The 20306-nt window shown below is 61.8% G+C and carries 15 protein-coding genes and 2 pseudogenes; 10 read left to right on the top strand and 7 right to left on the bottom strand.

Features of this window, described 5'->3' with window-relative positions; all coding sequences use genetic code 11:
* Window positions 1–138: 138 nt before the first annotated feature.
* Both NKH16_RS31085 and NKH16_RS31080 read right to left on the bottom strand, forming a co-directional pair.
* Complete coding sequence (locus tag NKH16_RS31085) at window positions 139–2853, bottom strand: ABC transporter transmembrane domain-containing protein (RefSeq protein ID WP_352577347.1); 2715 nt, start codon at window positions 2851–2853, stop codon at window positions 139–141.
* A gap of 17 nt (window positions 2854–2870) precedes the next feature.
* Window positions 2871–3191: a hypothetical protein gene (locus tag NKH16_RS31080; protein WP_352450261.1), complete on the bottom strand. Its 321-nt coding sequence runs from the start codon at window positions 3189–3191 to the stop codon at window positions 2871–2873.
* A gap of 130 nt (window positions 3192–3321) precedes the next feature.
* Here NKH16_RS31080 and NKH16_RS31075 point away from each other — a divergent pair, with 130 nt between their 5' ends.
* Window positions 3322–3990 (top strand): class I SAM-dependent methyltransferase, encoded by a 669-nt coding sequence (locus NKH16_RS31075; RefSeq protein WP_352450272.1) that lies wholly within the window; start codon window positions 3322–3324, stop codon window positions 3988–3990.
* A gap of 213 nt (window positions 3991–4203) precedes the next feature.
* Here NKH16_RS31075 and NKH16_RS31070 read toward each other — a convergent pair whose 3' ends face one another.
* The 4 genes and pseudogenes from NKH16_RS31070 to NKH16_RS31055 form a co-directional block, all read right to left on the bottom strand.
* Window positions 4204–5382 (bottom strand): glycosyltransferase family protein, encoded by a 1179-nt coding sequence (locus tag NKH16_RS31070; protein ID WP_352450262.1) that lies wholly within the window; start codon window positions 5380–5382, stop codon window positions 4204–4206.
* Entirely contained in the window at window positions 5379–6623 is a 1245-nt protein-coding gene (locus tag NKH16_RS31065) for a glycosyltransferase (protein WP_352450263.1), read from the bottom strand. Before NKH16_RS31065 ends, NKH16_RS31070 begins: the two co-directional genes overlap by 4 nt.
* A 1-nt stretch (window position 6624) precedes the next feature.
* Window positions 6625–7839, bottom strand: a complete 1215-nt coding sequence (locus NKH16_RS31060; protein ID WP_352450264.1) for a glycosyltransferase family protein — start codon at window positions 7837–7839, stop codon at window positions 6625–6627.
* Between the two features lie 490 nt (window positions 7840–8329).
* Window positions 8330–8637 (bottom strand): annotated as a pseudogene (locus tag NKH16_RS31055) (ferritin-like domain-containing protein); the annotation flags it as partial.
* A 386-nt stretch (window positions 8638–9023) separates the two neighbouring features.
* Between NKH16_RS31055 and NKH16_RS31050 the strand changes: the two are divergent.
* Together NKH16_RS31050 and NKH16_RS31045 are read left to right on the top strand one after the other, a co-directional pair.
* Window positions 9024–9362 carry a hypothetical protein gene (locus tag NKH16_RS31050; RefSeq protein ID WP_023675950.1) on the top strand — a complete coding sequence of 113 codons (339 nt, stop codon included), beginning with the start codon at window positions 9024–9026 and terminating at the stop codon, window positions 9360–9362.
* A gap of 188 nt (window positions 9363–9550) precedes the next feature.
* Window positions 9551–10789 carry a M24 family metallopeptidase gene (locus NKH16_RS31045; protein WP_352748245.1) on the top strand — a complete coding sequence of 413 codons (1239 nt, stop codon included), beginning with the start codon at window positions 9551–9553 and terminating at the stop codon, window positions 10787–10789.
* Window positions 10790–10798: 9 nt separating this feature from the next.
* On the opposite strand, the gene NKH16_RS31040 is transcribed toward NKH16_RS31045, so the two are convergent.
* A complete protein-coding gene (locus NKH16_RS31040; RefSeq protein ID WP_352450267.1) occupies window positions 10799–11671 on the bottom strand; it encodes a helix-turn-helix domain-containing protein in 873 nt (290 codons plus the stop codon).
* 106 nt (window positions 11672–11777) lie between these two features.
* Between NKH16_RS31040 and NKH16_RS31035 the strand changes: the two genes are divergently transcribed.
* The 7 genes and pseudogenes from NKH16_RS31035 to NKH16_RS31005 form a co-directional block, all read left to right on the top strand.
* Entirely contained in the window at window positions 11778–13049 is a 1272-nt protein-coding gene (locus NKH16_RS31035; RefSeq protein WP_023675947.1) for an extracellular solute-binding protein, read from the top strand.
* A 205-nt stretch (window positions 13050–13254) separates the two neighbouring features.
* On the top strand, window positions 13255–14115 hold the full coding sequence (locus NKH16_RS31030; protein ID WP_254817930.1) for a carbohydrate ABC transporter permease: 861 nt from the start codon (window positions 13255–13257) through the stop codon (window positions 14113–14115).
* Window positions 14112–14963 carry a carbohydrate ABC transporter permease gene (locus NKH16_RS31025; RefSeq protein WP_023675945.1) on the top strand — a complete coding sequence of 284 codons (852 nt, stop codon included), beginning with the start codon at window positions 14112–14114 and terminating at the stop codon, window positions 14961–14963. Before NKH16_RS31030 ends, NKH16_RS31025 begins: the two co-directional genes overlap by 4 nt.
* 8 nt (window positions 14964–14971) lie before the next feature.
* On the top strand, window positions 14972–16069 hold the full coding sequence (locus NKH16_RS31020; RefSeq protein ID WP_352903367.1) for an ABC transporter ATP-binding protein: 1098 nt from the start codon (window positions 14972–14974) through the stop codon (window positions 16067–16069).
* 55 nt (window positions 16070–16124) lie between these two features.
* Window positions 16125–18158: an aldo/keto reductase gene (locus NKH16_RS31015; protein WP_352903365.1), complete on the top strand. Its 2034-nt coding sequence runs from the start codon at window positions 16125–16127 to the stop codon at window positions 18156–18158.
* Window positions 18159–18302: 144 nt separating this feature from the next.
* A pseudogene (locus tag NKH16_RS31010) lies at window positions 18303–20083 on the top strand (NAD(P)-binding domain-containing protein).
* A 4-nt stretch (window positions 20084–20087) separates the two neighbouring features.
* Window positions 20088–20306: hypothetical protein (locus NKH16_RS31005; RefSeq protein ID WP_352903363.1), on the top strand; the 219-nt coding region annotated here is incomplete at its 3' end.

The raw sequence follows: 20306 nt of genomic DNA, 5'->3' as shown, positions 1-20306 counted from the left end.
CAAAATTCGCGTTTGCCAGACTAGAGCACGCCCAGATGGAATCAATTCTCTTTCCGGGATGGCGAGACAAACCACGCGAAAGGTGGCGAGCCCGATGTCGTGCACCGGCAGAATGATCCCATCTGAATGTCCGTTGCTCTATGACAACAGTTCCTTGAAGATACCGTTCCCTGCCAAAAGTGTCTCGTGTGTTCCGTCTTCCGCCAATTGACCCGAGTCGAAGACGATAACGCGATCGAACATCATCGCCATTGCCGGATTCGTCACGACCCACACAATTGCCGGCGAATGGCCGTCGCGCCTGGCTTCCTCGAGCACATTTCGCAGCACCTTATCCTGCATGCGCTGGTCGAGCGCCGACAGCGGCCGGTTGAGAATGAGAAAATCGGGACGCTTGAGCAAGGCCCGGGCAACATCGAGCTTCTGTCGCTGTCCACCGGTCAGCCGCCTGCCGCCGGAGCCGACGTTGAAGTCCAGGCCGACATCCAGAAGTTCGCCATAAAGCCCCAGTTCGTCAAGAATGTCATAGACGATGGAGCGTATGCGGTCGGGCGCGTCGGGATGATTGTTGCCCACACGCCCGAACAGGACATTATCCATGACGGTGGCCGCGGCAATGTATTTGGCAGGATCATACCGTTCGACCGCATTGTGCAGCTCGGGCGGCAGGTCTTCATAGAACCGGTTGCGTGCAGCGACGATCTTGCTCATCAGCTCGTCGCTCAGCAGGCCGAAGCGGTGCCGGGGCTCGATATAGGCAAAGCTCAAGGTGACGATCATGGCGCGATCGTTCTCCGAAACCGCCTCGTAGGGACGGTTCTTGAGCCGTTGCAGCAAGGTTTCGTAGGCGGGTATCTCCTCCGCGCTCATGAAGGCGAGCTGCTGGAAGAACTGGTGATCGGGCGGCAGGTCGGCAAACAGCTCGATCGCCTGTTTGGCGATCTCCAAGCCCATTTCGTAGAGCGTGCGGTCGAGGCCGGCTTGCCTCAGCACGGAAGCAAAATAGGGATTGGCCGCCAGGGCCCTGTCGGCCAGTTCGGGGCCGGCGGCAGCGCCGAAGAGCAGGTTTTGGCCGATCGTTGCTTCCTTGTTGTAGGCGCCCGGTTCGAAAGGAACCACCAATCCGCTCAGCCCCTCTTGTTCCAGCCGGGTCCGCAGCGCCGCACGCAGTTCGACGATCCGCCTGGCAAGCTCCGTGTGACGCGTGAGGTCGGCCGAAGAGCGCAAGCCGAGATCCAGAATGTCACGCGACAGAACAACCGCGTCGAGCACCCGGCGCACGGCTTCAAAGAGGTCGTGCGGGCCGGTAGCGCCAGCGGAAGCATAGTTGATCCAGTCGCTGTGGATATCAAGATCCGGATTGCCCGACCGGCGCGCCTCGTGAATGTTCCAGCGGTGCTGATCTGCCGCAGCACCGTCATAAGGCACCGATGTCAGCGGCGCATGCTTCAACCCGTAGAGCAGGTTGTCGCGGAGGCTTGCCTGGAACAGGAAAACATCCGACGAGGCATACGACATGCGCCGGCCGGTTACTGCTTCGGGAAGTTCAAGCAGGTCGTCGGTGCCCGAAGCGACCCTTCCGCTGTCCGGCCAGTTCAGCCGCGCGAAGGCTTCTGCAAGCGCCTCCGCTCCACCTGTTGCGGTACTGACCAGTGCCACCGCCTCACCCGGCTTGACCTGGAGGGAGATACGGTTGAGGAGCATTGCACCGCCATCGTCTGCTATGGACAGATTGATCGCCGACAGCGGCTTGGTCATCGGATCGGGATCGTCGATCGTCAATGCCCCGATTTTCGGCGCGATGAGACCTTCAACGGTGAACTGTTCAACGACCTGTTGATATTTGACCTGGACATCCTGCCGATCCTGATCCCAGTCGATCAGTTCCTTCATCGGTCCGGGCAGGTCCTTGTAGGCGCCGATCACGGCCACGAGCTGGCCGACGTCCAGCCGCCCCTGGAGGACCAGATACCCGCCGATCATGTAGAACAGAAAGGGCGTGAGCTGCGCGAGAAAATTGTTGAGGAACTTCACCATGAATTTCCATTGGTAAAGATCGAAGCGGATCTTGAAGATGAGCCCGAGCCGGGCAGCTATGTCGGCGCGCTCGTAGTTTGATGTATCGTGGACGTGAACCGCGCCGATGCCGTCGACGATTTCGCCAACCCGGCCCGAAAGCGCGCGCGCCGTCAACTGCCGTTGGCGCCCGAGCACGATCAGCCGCCGCCGCATTCGCGGGATGAGCACGATCTGGATCGCCACGATCACGACCGCTATCATTCCGAGCCAGACGTTCTGGATCATGATGAACAGCATGGCCGTCAGCGCTTGGCCGCCGAGCAGTACCGGCTGCAGGAAGGCGTCGCCGATGAAGCCGCCCAGCGGCTCCACCTCGTCCTTCACCATGGTCGCCACTTCGGCGGATTTCACCCGCTTGAAGTAAACCGGCGGAAAACGCAGCACACGGTCGACCAGATCGAAGCGGATACGCCGCAGCATGCGTTCGCCGAGGCGGCCCTTGTAGGTGTTGATGTAGAATTTGAACAGGCCGTTGATGACGACTAGCAAGAGGAACACAAGGCTCAGGGCAAACAGGGTCTCCTCGCGGTCGAGCTGAAAACCGGAGAAGAACTGGACCTCTCCAATGAACGGCAGGTTGTAGTGTAGCCTCATGAATGGCTGGGTCGCGCCCGGTTGCTCGAAGCCGCGACCTTGGATCGGTCCGTTGACGATCAGCTTCGGCAGGTCGAAGGACATGAAATACGGGATCATCGAAAGCACGACGATCATCAATATCCAGAGCTGCTGCTTCTTGGTGTGCGTCCAGATATAGCGGGCTAGGCTGGCTTCCATATGCGACTGTGGACCCTTCAGTTGGAAGGATGCAGGATGTAAAAGCACCTGCTGGCGAATGGCGTATCGGCAATTTCTTCATCGCCAACGACAAGCTCGAAGCTGCTGTGCACGGGCATTGTCCTGCGCTCAACGATGCAAGGAACCTGCGAGGCGGCGCGATCCAGTTCCGGCGCATGGTCGATGGCAACGACATGGGCATTGTTGATCGGCGAAGAAAGCAGCTGGCCAAACGGTCCGCGGCTTTCGTAAGGCTTTGGCGAACAGCCGAGCAGCACGAGGCCGCAGCTGCGCGGCTGGTGCTGGCGGATGGACGCCGATGATCCGGACAGATGCAACAGGCTCTCTCCGGCACCGGGCAATAGCCAAGCGGCTTGCAGCATGATCACGTCCGCGGAATCAAACAGTCTTGCGGGAGGCAAGATTGCGTTGTGTCGCCCAAAATCCCAACATACAAGACGAATTATGATGGATGTCACGCAACCACGCAATGCCATGGACTGGCACGAGCAAGCCTTGGACCTCACGCGGGGAATTGCTGCTTATGTCAACTGCCCTCTCGTGGCAGGGCTGGCGCGCGTCGTCGCCAAGCATCCGAAAGCCGATATCGCCAACGCCTTCAACCACAAGCAGGTCGCCTGCAAGATGTGGGCGCTCGACAGGCTGTTCGAAAGCGGCGGCGGCCGCTTCGGGCGCATATGGGTTCTGGGTGGATGGTACGGCGTATTGCCGGCAATGCTTTTCAACGACGCCCGCTTCGACATCGCGGCGGTCGATAGCATCGACATCGATCCCGAAGTCGCGCCGGTCGCCCGGACCCTCAACCGGGAAGCCGGCGACCGGTTCCGGGCGCTGACGGCAGATATGTACGCACTCGACTATGCGGCCGGGCGGCCCGATCTGATGGTCAATACGAGCTGCGAACATATAGCCGATCTGCGCGCCTGGCTTGCTCTGCTTCCGCCGGGCACGAATGTGCTGCTGCAATCGAACGATTATTTCAGCGAGCCGACGCACATCAACTGCGTGGCTTCGCTTGCAGCCTTCGAGGAAATGGCGGCGCTACGGGAGGTGCGGTTCTCCGGCGAACTGCCGACAAAAAATTATACGCGCTTCATGCTGATTGGAACTGTTTAATGCATTTCGCCCAAAAGCGCGTAGCGGTTTTGGGACAACGACACGCATAAAAACAGGACTTGAAGCGCGTCGCACGAATCTCACCAGACGCGACGCGCGTTAGGGCATTTGCAGGAAAGTGTGGAAACGGCTTTCCGTCCGGAATTGCGTCAAAACAAAGAGACAGAGCGGTTCTGCGTGAAACGATGAACCGCTCTAGGATCTATCGTCTGTTTAATCATGAACTTTTCCGAAACCGGGCCCCACGTTTAGGGACCATGTTCGATGCCGCTCGCGCAGGATTTGCGCGGAGCGACGCGCGCCTTCCAGATCGAGACGATGCGCAGATGGCGTCGGTTCCACAAGCGCTTGTTCGACCGCTTGCGCCAAACCTTCAGGCGTCAGGTCCTTTTCCATCAGCACCGTTGCAAGACCGAGTTCTTCGAGCATCAGGGCGCGAACCGTCTGTTCGGTTTCCCCGCCGGCTGCAAATGGGACGAGCAGGGAGCGACAGCCCGCGCGCAGGACATCGCAGACCGTGTTGTAACCCGCCTGCGAGACTGACAGGCGGGCGCCGGTCAGCAGGCTGGCGAAATCCTCGCGGAACCGGAAGATGGACAGGCCCGGCGTGGCATCGCGTGCGATCGCGTCAAACTCGTCTTTCGGCAGGTTTGGGCCGGTGATCAAACACCATTTCCAAGCGTTGTTGGCATTCCGCGCCGCTGCGATGGTGGATCTGACAAGGCTCTTTCCGGCAGCCCCGCCGCCAACCGACACCAGAACGTCGAAGCGCTCGGAGCCCGCGGGCGATGGCGGCGCGGCAACGAGCCCCGTGTAGGTGACCTCGGCCCTGATCGCCCCAGCCAGTGGAAATGTCTTGTCGATGGTTGCGAAAGCCGGATCGCCGTGGACCATAACAAGATCGAAATGCCTGTTGATGAGATCGACCGTTTCCTCGTTTCGGCCCAGCTTGACGCGCTCCTGGAGGATATCACGGACGGACGTCGCCAGCAGCGGTCTGGGCGACGTCGCGTCGATGGCCTCGATCAGCGGCAAGAGTTCGAAACGCATCTGCCGGCGTCCAAATGGAAACGCCTCGACAATGACGATATCAGGCCTGCAATCCCGGAATGCCTGCAGCAGCATCTCTGAACGCCATTTCTTGAAATCATCGTCGATAGGGTTGCCTTGCAGGTCGACAAGTCCCGAAAATCCTTCATCACCGGAGGTGACAGGTGGCAGAGTTACAGATTGTACACCCAGTCCCGGAAACCCGGCGATCGGCGCTCCGCCGGTCACGACGGTAACGTCAAACCCGTCATCGACCAGAGCCGCCGCAATGCGGCTGGCGCGCGCGAGATGGCCGATGCCGAGCAGGTGCTGGACATAGAAGAAAGCGCGCAGCCGCTTCATTCGGCGGCCCGCCACTCCCGCTCGAACAGTTCCTTGAGCTGTCCAATGCTTGCCATATGATCGAAATTGCCGCGCACGCGCCGCTCTGCGGCGTCGCCGAGGCGGTCGCGGAGCACGGGATCACGGATCAGGCGCTCCAGCGCCTGTGCCAGGGCAATCGGGTCTTCCGTCGGAACCAGCAACCCCGTTTCATTCGGCGATAAAAGCTCCGGCACGCCGGAAATATCGGTCGACACGCAGGCAAGCCGCTGGCTAGCCGCCTCCACCAGAACGTTCGGCAGACCGTCGCGGTCGCCAGTTGCGGTGATCCTGCAGGCCAGGGCGAAGATGTCGGCACGGCGGTAGTGCTCAAGCACCTCCTCCTGCGCAAGCGCGCCTTTCCAAGAGACGCGACCATCCAGGCCGAGCTTTTGCGCCAGCGCCTTGCACCGTTCCAGTTCTTCGCCGCCGCCGATATGCTCGAAACGCCACGCCAAATCGCCGGGCAACAGGGCAAGGGCCTCCAGCAACGTATCGTAACCTTTCTTTTCAACGGCGCGCCCGACACTCAGAACGACAACCGGTTCGTCCGGAGCCGAGCCGTCATGCTGCTTTCGCGCCTCGCCGAAACTGCCGAAGCGATCAAGGTCGAGCCCATGATAGCTCAGATGCACAGACGAGTTGCCGTTAGCGAGTTTTTTCAGACGATCGAAGCCGGTTTTCGTGCAAGTGACCGTCCAGCGCGCCGAGGAAAGCTTGCCGGCCAGATCCCAGTCCGCCGAAGTCCAGATGTCCTTGGCATGGGCCGAGCAGGTCCAGGGCAGGCCACGAAGCTGGCTGGCATAGCGCGTCACCGATGCAGGCGTGTGCGCGAAATGTGCATGCAGCCAGCCCGCGTTTTCCGGCCATTCGGCCGCCAGCACGAGCGCTTGCCCGAAGCGGCGCGCGCGATTGCGCGTAAAGTCGCGGGGCATATCGGCAGCCAGCGATCCGAGCGCGCGCCAGAAGCCCGGACGCAGCAGACAGGCAAACAGCGAGCGAAGCACGCGCAGCGGCTCTTCATGCAGATATTCCGGCAGATAATGGACGGGCGCTTTGATCTCGTCATGCACGGGGTGGCGTTTTTCGTCGGTCGGCCGCCTGAGCGCGACGAGTATCAGGTCGAACCCCGCACGCTCAAGACCGAGCAGTTCCTGCGCGATGAAGGTTTCGGACAGCCGCGGATAACCCTTCAGAACCACGACGATCTTGCGATGTTGCAACTCAGGTCATTCCTTCAATGACCGAAAGGTGATGGCCGGCTCGCCGGTCGAGCAGTTCCGCGACGATTTCGGAAATATGAGGCAGCCCTTCCAGCGTCAGATGCGGATTGCTCTGCGATGGGCGGGGCCGGTCCGGCAGCACCTTCAGTGCATCAGCAAACCGCCGGGAATCCTCGGCTTCTTCCGGCAAAAGCATCTCGATGAGGCCGAGTTCGGCTGCGCGCCGTGCGCGAATCAGTTGTTCCCGGCGGGGCTCGACGCGCGGCACGATCAGCGCCGGCTTGTCGAAAGACAGTATCTCGCAATAGGTGTTGTAGCCGCCCATCGCCACTACCGCCTTGGCGCCGGCAATCAGGTCTTCCATGCGGTTGTCGAACTCGATGATCTTGATGTAGGGGATCTTGGACCCCTTCTTGAGCAGCTTGTTGCGCTTGCGCGCCGGCATGTAAGGCCCAAGCACGATCAGGGCTCTATGCTGCAATTGCGGATCCTGCTGATAGGCATCGATGACGTCGTGGATCAGATCGGCGCCGTCACCGCCGCCACCGGTAGTAACGAGGATATAGTCGCCCTCAGGCCGGTGGCCGGGCAACTCGTTCCGCTGCAGGCTCCGTTGCAGGAAACCGACGAACCTCATCTTTGCCCTGACAGCCGGGGGCACATCCAAGCCGGTCAACGGATCGTAGAAATCCGGCGGACCATAGGCCCAGACCTTGTCGTAGAAGACGCCTATCTTGCGCATCACGTCTCTGCGTGCCCACTCTGCTTCGAGCAGATGCGGCGCATCCATCACCTCGCGCAGGCCAAGCACCAGCGTGGTGCCCCGCGTCTTGAGGTAGGACAGCGTGTCCTCAATCTCACCGCGCAGGCCGAGCGGTTCCTTGTCGACGATGAAGATATCCGGCCGGAAGGTCTCAGCTGTATGGCGGATGATCGACTGGCGCATCCTTAGCGTCTCATGCAGATCGATGTCCTTTTCCAGCGAGGTGTATTCGCCGTTGCGCAGCTTGATGACGCTGGGGATCTTCACGAAGTCGACACGGGCGCGGTAGTCGAAGGCGCCAGCGATAGTCGCACCCGAAATGATAAGCACCTGAAGTCCGCGGAAATCCTCGACCAGCGAATGCGCGATAGTCCGGCAGCGCTGCAAATGGCCGAGCCCGAACGTGTCGTGGCTGTACATGAGAATTCGAGCGTTTTCTGCGTGCTGGGTCATTGTTGAACGTCTCTTAGAATTCTCGCCTTGAGGACCGTGAGCGACCCGCAGGATTCGAAACCATCCTCGCGGGTCTACCGACCTGTTCTGAAACATGAGGGCGCAATTTTCAATTCGTATTACAAAGAGGGTCCATATGCTGAAACCAGGAAGCTACGTCTGCTCAGCGGCCTGCTTGCCACGTGGTCCAGAAGAACCTGCATCATTTCACTGGTATTGACCATCTCGGATTCTCGGCGGCCTTGACCGCTGCGAAAAACGTGGAAACTCCAGAATGGAATAAGGTATGGGCTGGGTACTTCACTCCGAGCGTCTAAGCCAAGCTCCTAAACCATGATGTGCCTTGGCGGTGGGAAGCCGGAGCGTTGACGGAGTAGGGGACACGTTCGAACCGCCTAGATCTTGACTTCTCAGACCAGAATCTGGGGGTCAGGAGTTCGACTCTTTTCGGGCGAGCCAATTGAACTCACTAGCTTTTTGGACGCCATGGGCGCATGAACTCGCCGATTGCAGGCTTGTCAAAGCTGACCTGTTTGCCGCCAACGACAGCGCCGGCCTTCGGGCCGGCATCCGAGTCTTCGATCCCTTTTCCGGTTGTACCGCGCAGGTAATATTCGGCTTCCATATATATTCGAGATTGAGGGCGAACCGGAAAAAAATGTCTTCGTCTTTGACCTCATCCTGCGCATAGGCGCGGGAAACCGGGGCAAGCCCGGTGGCCGAAGCGAGCGTTGCTCCCAGGCCAAACTGCAATTCGCGGCGGCACGAAACACGAAATGCAGGCGTGACGCGGGTCATGGCTTCCTCCCAAAAGCCCGCCGGCATCAAACATTTTGGCACCTCAAAAGCACGCCTGCGCTCCCAACTTCACGAAATGTGGAATGTTCCTCAGTCACCGATAGCCGAGCAGCTAGGTTTCCTCGACCCTAGCCTCATGTCAGCCGACGCACACTGCGCTGTAGCGGCGCCGGATCTGCCGGCAGCAAAAATCCCGCCGCTGCGGTCGTCCGAAGTACGCTGTCGATAAAATCCAGGACTTTTGCGTATCGATTTCGGACCAAGGTCCGTCTTGTAGAATACTGTATTTGAACAAAGCTAGGTAACAGCCGACTTTCGGATTCGAAAGTCCTGACGTTTTTCATCTGGAACCCATCCTGGCGGGAGGGCGACTCGAAGGAGGAACTATGAAAACGCGCACCTGTCTATTCGCGACTGTAGCCGCTCTCACCCTTGTCGCATCTCCGGTACTCGCTGCTCCCGGGGGCAATGGCAATGGCAACGGCAATGGCGGCAGCAACGGCAACGGCGGAAACTCGGCCGGGGCCGGCTCGCAGGGACACGGAGCCGCCACTTCCGCCGCGGCCAAGGACAAGTCGACGACCGGCGTTGCTCATGCAATGGCGGTCGTTGCCACGACACCGGCCTCACCGCAGGCTACGCTGGCCTTGCAGGCAGCGCTGGATAGAAAGGCCGCGAAAGACGCGGCAGACACTGCCGACGACACCTCTGACGAAACCGAGTAAGCATTCGAAACAGACCACTTGTCGCGTTGAAAGCCGTGGTTCGCCGCGGCTTTTTTCGTTTCCAGACGACGAACTCTCAAGGTGAACAGCGCTTCCAGAAAAAAGCTGCTCCACGGCGGCACTGAAGCTACGCTAAGGTCAAACGCCGCCGCATCGGCGTCGGATTCGAGTGCATTCGAGGAGATCCCATGACCGGCTTTGTCGACCGCGAGCGCGCAACTGACCTGATGCAGCGCGCCGGCATCGAGGCGCTGGTGCTTTGCGAGCCCGAGGCGTTCCAATATGCCACCGGTGCCTGGATCGGCCCGGCCGGCCTGTTCCGGCGGGCCGGCGCCGGTTTCGTCGTTATTCCCAAGCGAGGCGACCTGCCGATCGGCGTCGTGGTGGCGGATTTCCAGGCTGCCCAGCTCCGGGCGGCGATGGCCGGCGCCGTGCTGCGCACGCATGCGATCTGGATCGAATCGGCGTCGCTCGAGCCGGCGACGGCCGACCGGCCTGTTGCGCAGCGCATCGAGGCCGGCTTGGTTGGCCGCGCCCCCGGTTTTTCACGTCCGGCGACCTTCGAGCTTGCCCGCTCCGTCCGCGAGCTGAAAACGATCCTCGCAGAATTCGGGCTGGAGCGTGCGACGCTCGGCATCGAGCTGGATTTCGTCTCGGCCAGCGATTTTTCCGCGATGCAGGCGATATTGCCGGGCACTGCCCTGGTCAACGGCTCGCCGGTTCTCGACAGGCTGCGGGCAATCAAATCGCAGAGCGAGATCGACCTTCTGCAGCAGGGCATCGCCCTGTCGGAAGCCGGCCTGTCGCGGCTGCAGCAGCATGCGACGACCGGCATGCGTCAGTCTGAGCTGGTCGCGCTTTACCGGCAAGGCGTCGCGGATGCAGCCGCCGGGTCGTCGCAGCAAATCTCGACGGCGGAATACGTCACGCTGGGCGCTCGCCCAAAAGGCGCCGACGCCGTCGCCGCCGCCGGCGATCCGCTGAAGGCCGACATGGTGTGCAGCGTGAACGGCTATGCCTCGGATATGTCGCGGAATTTCACCTTCGGGCCGCCGTCGCCCGAACAGGCCGAATTGCATGCGATAGCCGAACGCACCTTCGCCGACGGGCTTGCCGCGCTTGTGCCCGGAAAGCCGTTAGCCGCCGTGCATCGCGCCGCCAGCGAAAGCCTGGCGCGCCAGGGCCTGCGTTCCTATCGCCGCGGCCATTTCGGCCACAGCGTCGGCCATTCCGTGTTTTCCGAGCAATGGCCGTTCATCTCGGCCGACAGCAATGTCATGATCGAGGCCGGCATGGTGCTGGCATTCGAGATCCCGCTCTACATCGACGGTCTCGCCAGCTTCAATCTCGAGGACCAGTTCCTGATCACCGCCAACGGTCCGTCACCGATGAACCGCCTGCCGAGGCGCCTGGATATTATCGGCTGAATCCAGCCGTTATCTGGCGCCGGCCACGCCCCGGCGGAAATCCGACGGCGACATGCCGGAAAGCTTGCGGAACGACTTGTTGAAGGCACTGAGCGAGCCGAAGCCCGATTCCATGGCGACGCGCAGCACATTGGCATCCTGATGCATCAGCAGCGCCTGAGCGTAGCTGAGGCGCAGCAGATTCACATATTCATTGAGCGTCATGCCGGTCGATTTCTTGAAGATGCTCATGGCGTATTTGGGATGGATATCGGCCGCCGCGGCGATGTCGACGCAATCGATCTCGTAGAGGAAATTCTCGGCGATGAAGTCGCACATGCGCCCGACATTGCGCAGCGATTGCTGATCGAAGGGAGTGCCTATCTCCTGTTCGACCGGGGTTTCGGGCACCAGCCGGTAAGGCTCGAAGCGCACCCGCTCCAGCCGCAGCAAAAGCTCGTTGACGGCATGCTCGGCCTTGACCGGGTCGCCGGAGCGGGCATAGCGGTTCCAGCGCTCGAAATTGTGGTCGTCCGACCGGTCGGTGGCGTCGGTCACCAGCGTCGCCCCGGTCATCAGTCTGTTGCGGACCTCGACGGGCAAATGCAGCCGGAAGAAATGCACCAGCGGCAGATGCGCGCCGGCGTAGATGGCATCGTCGGAGGCTTCGTCCATCTGGTGCGGCAGGCCGCCCCAGAACAGGCACATCTCGCCCGCAGAAAGCGAAAGCCCGTGCCCGTCCATGCGGTAATGCACGGCGCCGCGCACGATGAAATTCACCTCGACCTGGGCGTGCCAATGCGGCTTGAGCATCACCAGGGGCTGGGTGTGGAACATCTGCAGCAGCAGCGGCAGGCCCTCCACGCTGCTGGCGCCAGGCTGGTAAAACGGCCTTTCCGGCATCTTACTTTCCGCTCATTTCTTATTCCCTTTGTCGCGGACAAGGCTTTCCCGAGGCCTAGTCTAGCCACGCTCGCAAACAGAGAGCAACTGAAATGGGAGGATTTCAATGCGCATAAAATTGACCTGCGCCGCGCTCGCGCTTGCCTTGGGCTCCAGCCCGGCCTTTGCGCAGTCCGGTGAAATCACGATCTGGAGCTGGAATATCGCCGCTTCGTCGCTGAAGGCCACCATAGCGGGCTTCAACAAGCAGTATCCCGACATCAAGGTGACGGTCGAGGACCTTGGCAACCAGCCGACCTACGACAAATCGATCGCCGGCTGTGCCGCCGGCGGCGAGGGGCTGCCTGACATCGTTACGATCGAGAACGGCGAAGCCGAAAACTACTGGAGCCAGTTCCCGGATTGCTTCGTCGACCTGCATACGCTCGGCTACACCGCGGAAGACCAGGCAAAATTCCCCGACTTCAAGCGTACCGAGCTCGAGGTTGACGACAAGGCCTATGCGATGCCCTGGGATTCCGGTCCAGTGGCGATGTTCTACCGCCGCGACTTCTATGAGAAGGCTGGCGTCGATCCGTCCTCGATCAAGACCTGGGACGATTTCATCGCCGCCGCCAAGAAAATCCAGGCCGCCAATCCCGGCGTCACGATGACCAACGCCGATTTCAACGGCGATTCCGAATTCTTCCGCATGATCTCCAACGAGCAGGGTTGCGCCTACTTCTCCGCCGACGGGCAATCGATCACGGTCAACCAGCCCAAATGCGTCGATGCCATGACCAAGATCAAGGAGATGAAGGACGCCGGCATCATTTCCTCTGCCGACTGGAGCACCAAGATCACCAACAACACCGCCGGCAAGGTCGCCACGCAGATGTATGGCGGCTGGTATGAAGGCACCGTGCGCACCGAATCGCCCGATGGGGCAGGCAAATGGGGCGTCTATCTGATGCCGAGCCTGACCGCCGACGGTCCGCGCGCCGCCAATCTCGGCGGCTCCTCGCTCGCCATCACCTCGGTGTCGAAGAACAAGGAAGCCGCCTACGCCTATCTGAAATACACGCTTGCGACGAATGAGGGCCAGATCACCATGCTGAAAGGCTTCGGCCTGGTGCCGTCGCTGATCTCGGCGCTCAACGACCCTTATGTCTCCGAAGGCCTGCCCTATTGGGGTGGCCAGGCCGTGTGGAAGGACATCCTCGGCACCTTGCCCAAGGTCGTCCCCAGCCGCGGCACGCCGTTCCAGAGCGACGCCGAAATTATCATCCGCGCGGTGCAGACCAAATATCTGGCCGGCGGCTATCCCGACGCCAAGGCAGCGCTCGACGATGCCGCAAGCCAGATCGCCGCGGCGACCGGCCTGCCGGTCAAGTCGTGATCTAGACGAGGCGGCTCCGAGCGCGCGGCTCCCCTTCTCCCCTTGGGGGAGAAGGGATCGCCGAAGGCGACGGATGAGGGGTGCTCCAGCTTGGCTCGGACGGCATTCCTTCCAACACCCCTCATCCGTCTCGGCGCTTCGCGCCGATCCACCTTCTCCCACAAGGGGAGAAGGCAAGAACTTGAAAGCAGAAAGGAGGAAAACGATGCGCTACCAGAACGCCACGGCGTATCGCTTCCTCGCGCCGTATCTGCTGATTTTTTCGATCTTCTGGCTGTGGCCGATCATCGATTCGTTCCTGATCTCGTTCCAGGCGACGCGCACCGTGCCGTGGCGCTTCGCGCCGACCTTCAACTGGGGCCGGCTGATCGGCGATCCGGCCTTCTTCAATGCCTTGAAGAACACATTGCTGATCCTTGTCATCCAGGTGCCGGTGATGATTTCGCTGGCGATTGTGATGGCGGTGCTTTTGAATTCGCCGCTGCTCAAGGCCCGTGGCCTGTTCCGCTTTGCCTTCTTCGCGCCGGTCGTGGTCGGCGAGGTCGCCTATTCGGCGGTTTTCCGGCTGATGTTCAATCTCGACTACGGCATCATCAACAAATTGCTGAACAGCATCGGCCTGCCCAGTGTCGACTGGTTTACCAACGTCACCCCGGCGATGGCGGTGATCATGATGGCGGTGACGTGGCGCTGGGCCGGCTACAACGCCATCATCCTGCTCGCCGGCTTGCAGTCGATTCCCGAGGATGTCTACGAGGCGGCGACCCTGGACCGGGTCAGCAAGGTCAAACAGTTCTTCTACATCACGCTGCCGCTGCTCAAGCCGATCATCGTGTTCTGCGCCGTGCTGTCGATCATCGGCACCATGCAGCTGTTCACCGAGCCCTTCCTGATCACCGAGCGCGGCGGGCCGGGCGGCGGCACCGAAACGCTCGGGCTGCTGCTTTACCGCCAGGGCTTCCGGTCGCTCAATTTCGGCTACGCTTCGGCCGTCGCCTACACCATGGCCGGGCTGGCGATTGCCATTTCGCTGGTGCAGATATGGCTGACGAGGGAACCGAAATGACCTCGCACTCAAGAGTCAGCCGTTCCCAGGCCAGATTGGGACGCAGCATCGCGCTGCATCTGTTCCTGACGCCGCTGGCGCTGGTCTGGCTGTTTCCGCTGTGGATGATGGTGGTTTTTTCGACGATGCCCGACAACGGCATCTTCAGCCCCGACATCGAGCTTTTGCCGCATGGCAATTTCCTCGACAATGTCAGCAATCTGCAGCGCGGCACCAATTTCATCGGCGCCATCGGCATCTCCGTCTCGGTGGCGGTGACCTATACCTTCCTGTCGGTGATGCTGACCTCGATGGCCGGCTGGGCGCTGGCGCGTTACAACTTCTTCGGCAAGGGCATGGTCGTCGCCATCATCTTCGGCACCATCACGCTGCCCTATGCGGTCGTGCTGATCCCGCAATTCATCATGGTGGCGCGCGACTTCAAGCTCGCCAACACTTGGGTGGCGCTGATCGTGCCGCCGCTGTTCAATTCGCTGGGCGTGCTCTTCATGCGGCAGAGTTTTTCGATGATGCCGCACGAGCTGTTCGACGCCGCCAAGGTCGAGGGCGTCAAGGAATGGCGGATATTCCTGTTCGTCGCACTGCCTCTGGCGCGGCCGATGCTGGCGGCGCTCGCCATCATCCTCTTCCTTGCCTCCTGGAACAACTATCTCTGGCCGCTGCTGATCAATTCCAAGCCGGGCGCAATGACCGCGCCCGTGGCGCTCGGCACGCTGATCGGTCTCACCAAGGTGTCCTGGGGCGGCATCATGGCGGGCGCGGTGATGCTGACGGCGCCAATGCTCGTCGTGTTCGTGCTTCTGCAGCGCCATTTCGTTGCCGGCATCGCCGCCGGCGCCATCAAGTAAGGATCAGCATGGCGGCAGTCACACTCAAAAACGTCATCAAGCGCTTCGGCGTCTTCGAGATCGTCCACGGCGCCAATATCGACATCGATGACGGCGAATTCGTCGTCTTCGTCGGCCCTTCCGGCTGCGGCAAGTCCACGCTGCTTCGGATGATCGCCGGGCTCGAGGACATCACCGACGGCGAGATCGCCATTGGCGGCAAGGTGGTGAACGACGTCGAGGCGGCCGATCGCGGCATCGCCATGGTGTTCCAGTCCTACGCGCTCTATCCGCACATGACGGTCGAGCAGAATCTGAGCTTCGGCCTGAGAATGACCGGCAACCCCAAGGCAGATACCGAGCGGCGGGTGAAGCGGGCTTCCGAAATCCTGCGCATCGCCGAGCTGATGAAGCGGCGGCCGCGGCAATTGTCGGGCGGCCAGCGCCAGCGCGTCGCCATCGGCCGCGCCATCGTGCGTGAGCCGCAAGTGTTCCTGTTCGACGAACCGCTCAGCAATCTCGATGCCGAGCTCCGGGTGCAGATGCGCGTCGAGATATCGCGCCTTCATAAGGAGCTCGGCGTTACCATGGTCTATGTGACGCACGACCAGACCGAGGCGATGACGCTGGCCGACAGGATCGTCGTGCTCAACGCCGGCAATATCGAGCAGATCGGCGCGCCGCTCGATCTCTACGACGACCCCGCCAACCGCTTCGTTGCCGGCTTCGTCGGCTCGCCGAAAATGAACTTCCTGGCGGCAAAAATGGTCGGGGCCGACAACGGTGCGGCGGTCGTCGAACTGGTCAATCATCGCGGCGCGCGACTGCGCAAGCCGCTTTCGGATGCCTTGCCTGCAACAGGCGGCGATGTTGTGCTTGGCGTGCGGCCGGAGCATTTCTTCGACGCCGGCCAGGGCGATTGCGACCTTACCCTCAAGGCCGACGTCGCCGAGCACTTGGGATCGGTGAGCTATGTCTATGCCAATTCCGGTACCGGGGGCGGACGCGAGGAACTGATCATCGAGCGCGAGGCCTCGCGGCATCGCGCGAACGGCGACGACCTGGTGGTGTCGATCAAAGCCGACCGCTCGCTTCTCTTCGACGCCACCGGCGCACGCATTCGCTAACCCATCTTTCTTTTGTCCGATCGCGATTGCTCGCGGCCACCCACGGAGATTTGACATGACGTCCAAACCAGAAAAAGTTCGCTGGGGCATTCTCGGGCCCGGCAACATCGCCAAGGCTTTTGCCGGGGGCGTCGCCCATTCGCGCACCGGCACATTGGTCGCCTTAGGGGCGCGCAATCCCGGCAAGGCGGGGCTCACCGAGGCTTTCCCCGGCGCCCGCATCCTGGACGGCTACGAGGCTTTGGTTGGCGATCCGGATGTCGACGCGATCTATATTTCGACGCCGCATCCGAGCCATGCCGAATGGGCGATCAAGGCGGCCGAGGCCGGAAAGCACGTGCTTTGCGAAAAGCCGCTTGGCCTGACCGCATTCGAAGCCGACGCCATGATCCATGCCGCGCGCAAGGCCGGCACCTTTCTCGGCGAAGCCTTCATGTACCGGCTGCATCCGCAGACGGCCAAGCTGGTCGAGGTGATCAGGACCGGCGCGATCGGCGACATCAAGATGATCAAATCCAGCTTCGGCTTCGCCATGCCGGGCTTCATGCCGGAGCACCGTCTCTACGCCAAGGATCTCGCCGGCGGCGGCATTCTCGATGTCGGCGGTTATCCCGTCTCGATGGCGCGGCTGATTGCCGGCGCCGCGGCGGGAAAGCCCTTCGCCGAGCCGGACAAAGTCGTCGGCGCTGCGCATCTCGGCCAATCCGGCGTCGACGAATGGGCGTCGGCGCTGTTGCATTTTCCGGGCGGCATCGTCGCGGAAGTGTCCTGCAGCATCTCGCTCGCTCAGGACAATGTCTTGCGTATTGTCGGCAGCAAAGGCCGCATCGAGGTGGCGGATTTCTGGTATGCCGGCGGCCAGCAAGGCGGCACCGGCGAAATCCGCATCATCCGTCCGGGTGACACCGAGGTGGTCGAGGTCACGGAGGACGGCTGGCTGTACGCATTTGAGGTCGACGCCGCCGGCGAGGCCATTCTCGGCGGAAAGCAGGAGTTCGCCTGGCCCGGCATGGGCTGGGCCGACAGTCTCGGCAATCTGCGCGTGCTCGACAAATGGCGGGCGGCAATCGGGCTCGAATACGACATCGAGAAACCGGCAAAGCGCGTCAACACGATCTCCGGACGGAAGCTGCGCTCCGGCGGAACCGCCATCCCCAAGCGCAGCATTCCGGGCCTGCCGCGGCCGGCCTCGTGCCTGGCGCTCGGCTTCGAGGATTTCCGCACCTTTTCGTCGGGCGCCATCCTGCTCGATGCCTATTTCGAGGCCGGCGGCAATCTGTTCGACACCGCCTTCGTCTACGGTTCCGGCTATACCGAGACGCTGCTCGGCCAGTGGCTGAAGAACCGCGGCGTGCGCGAGCAGTCGGTGGTCATCGGCAAGGGCGCGCACTCGCCGCTCTGCTATCCCGACGTCATCGGCAAGCAACTCACCCAGTCGCTCGAACGGCTGCAGACCGACCATATCGACGTCTATTTCATGCACCGCGACAATCCGGATGTGCCGGTCGACGAATTCGTCGATGCGATGGACCGCGAGGTCAAGGCCGGCCGCATTCGCGGTCCGTTCGGCGGCTCGAACTGGACGATGGAACGCATGGATGAGGCGATTGCCTATGCCGAGCGCACCGGCAAGCAGAAGCCCGGCGCGCTTTCCAACAATTTCTCGCTGGCCGAAATGCTGGAGCCGATCTGGGCAGGCTGCGTCACCTCCTCCAGCGACGAATGGAAGGCCTGGCTCACCGCCCGGCAGATGCCGAACTTCGCCTGGTCGAGCCAGGGCCGCGGCTTCTTCACCGACCGCGCCGGCCGCGACCGGCGCGACAATGAGGAGCTGGTCCGGGTCTGGTATTCGGAGAGGAATTTCGGCCGTCGCGACCGCGCCATCGAGCTCGCCAAACGGCTGGGCAAGAGCCCGATCCACGTCGCGCTCGCCTATGTCCTGGCACAGCCCTTCCCGTCCGTCCCGCTGATCGGGCCGCGCACGCTCGACGAATTGGAAGACAGCCTCCAGGCGCTCGACATTTCACTTTCGCCGGACGATCTTGCATGGCTGGATAGCGGTTCGGATCAGGCCCGCGCGCGCGCCTGACGGCAGGGGCAGTCGCTTCGGCCTACGCTGCGCCCTTAGCTTAGCTTCCGGACTGTTTGCGCTGCCCTCACCCTCTCCCGCAAAGAACCGGGAAAGGGTAAGAATGAGGGCAGCGCAAAGGTCACTGGAAGTTAGGTAAGACAGATGCTCGACATCGCACCGACGAAACAGGCAGCCACCTGGCTTGGTTCCTTTGCGCGAGCACTCGAGGCCGGCGACGTCGAGGCCGCAATCAACCTGTTCATCGAGGACTGCTACTGGCGCGATCTGCTGACCTTCACCTGGAACATCAAGACCATGGAAGGCCGCGCCGCGATCCGCGACATGCTGGCGGCGACGCTGGCAACGACAAAGCCTGCCCGATGGCAGCTCAGCGGCGAAGCGACTTCGAACGAAGGCACGATCGAGGCCTGGTTTTCTTTCGAGACGTCATCGGCGTGGGGTCAAGGCGTCATGCGCCTCAGGGACGGCAAGTGCCGGACGCTGTTTACGGCGATGAGCGATCTCAAGGGCTTTGAGGAGCGCAAGGGCCCGGCGCGGCCTCTGGGTGTCCGCCACAAGGCGGATCCGGAACGCGAGACCTGGCTGGAGGCGAGGCGCCGCGAGGCGCGTGATCTCGGCGTTAGCCAGCAGCCCTACTGCCTGGTTATCGGCGGCGGCCACGGCGGCATCATGCTGGGGGCGCGGCTCAGGCAATTGGGCGTGCCGGCCATCGTCATTGAGAAGAATGCGCAGGCCGGCGATTCCTGGCGCAATCGCTATCGCTCGCTCGTGCTGCACGACCCGGTCTGGTACGACCATCTGCCCTACATCCCGTTTCCCGAGAACTGGCCGGTGTTCACGCCCAAGGACAAGATGGGCGACTGGCTGGAAATGTATACGCGCGTCATGGAGCTCAACTACTGGACCTCCACGACATGCGTCAGCGCGTCCTACGACGACGCCGAAAAAATCTGGACGGTCGAGCTCGATCGCGCCGGCGAGCGCATCACGCTGAAGCCCAGGCACATCGTCTTTGCAACCGGTGCTTATGGCCCGCCCAGGCGCATCGACTTGCCGGGTGCCGAGGTCTTTCAGGGCGAGATCCTGCATTCCAGCCAGTATTCCAGCGGCGAGAAATTCCGCGGCAAAAGGTCGCCGTCATCGGCGCGGCAAGTTCCGGCCATGACGTCAGCGTCGATCTCTGGGAGAGCGGCGCTGAGGTGACCATGGTCCAGCGGTCGCCGACGACGGTGGTCAAGTCGGACACGCTGATGGAAATCGGCTTCGAGATCTTCTCGGAAAAGGCGCTGGCCCGCGGCATCACCACTGAAAAGGCCGACATGATCGTCGCCTCGACGCCGTTCGCGCTGCTGCCGCAAGGCCAGCGCGCGCTTTACGACATCATCAAGGCGCGCGACGCGGCCTTCTACGATCGCTTGCGCGGCGCCGGCTTCGCCATCGATTTCGGCGACGACGAGACCGGGCTCCTGATGAAGGCCTACCGCACCGGCTCGGGCTTCTACATCGATGTCGGCGCTTGCGACCTGATCATCGACGGCGAGATCGGCATCCGCAGTGGCGTCGGGATCAAGTCGCTGACGCCGACAGGCATCCTCTTCGACGACGGCTCCGAACTGGCGGCCGACGCAATCATCGCCTGCACCGGCTATCTCTCGATGAACGAAACCGTGGCGGCGATCGTCTCGCGCGAAGTCGCCGACAAGGTCGGCCCGTGCTGGGGGATTGGCTCGGGCGTGAAAGGCGACCCGGGTCCGTGGCAAGGCGAATTGCGCAACATGTGGAAGCCGACGGCACAGGAAGCGCTGTGGTTCCACGGCGGCAATCTGGCGCTGTCGCGCTTCTATTCGAAGTACGTCGCGCTGCAGATCAAGGCGAGGATGGAAGGCATTGCGACGCCGGTTTATGGAGCGGCGGGGCGGTGAAGCTGTGATCTCCCCCCTTGAGGAGGAGATGGCCGGCAGGCCAGAGGGGGTCGCCGCGCGTCGAGCGCCAGCCTCCATCCGTTGCAGGAAGACGAGCCCGGTCGAACCGACCCCCTCTGTCGCCTTCGGCGACATCTCCCCCCTCGAGGGCAGGGGAATCGCATATGGCGATTTTGGGGTTGAGTTTAGGCTGAGAAAGGATTCTTTGGAGAGGCAGTTGAGC

It is taken from the genome of Mesorhizobium sp. M1307, assembly GCF_040318155.1.
Classification (GTDB): domain Bacteria; phylum Pseudomonadota; class Alphaproteobacteria; order Rhizobiales; family Rhizobiaceae; genus Mesorhizobium.
Note: the sequence above shows the minus strand (reverse complement) of the source record. Positions and strands in the feature narration are given on the sequence as shown.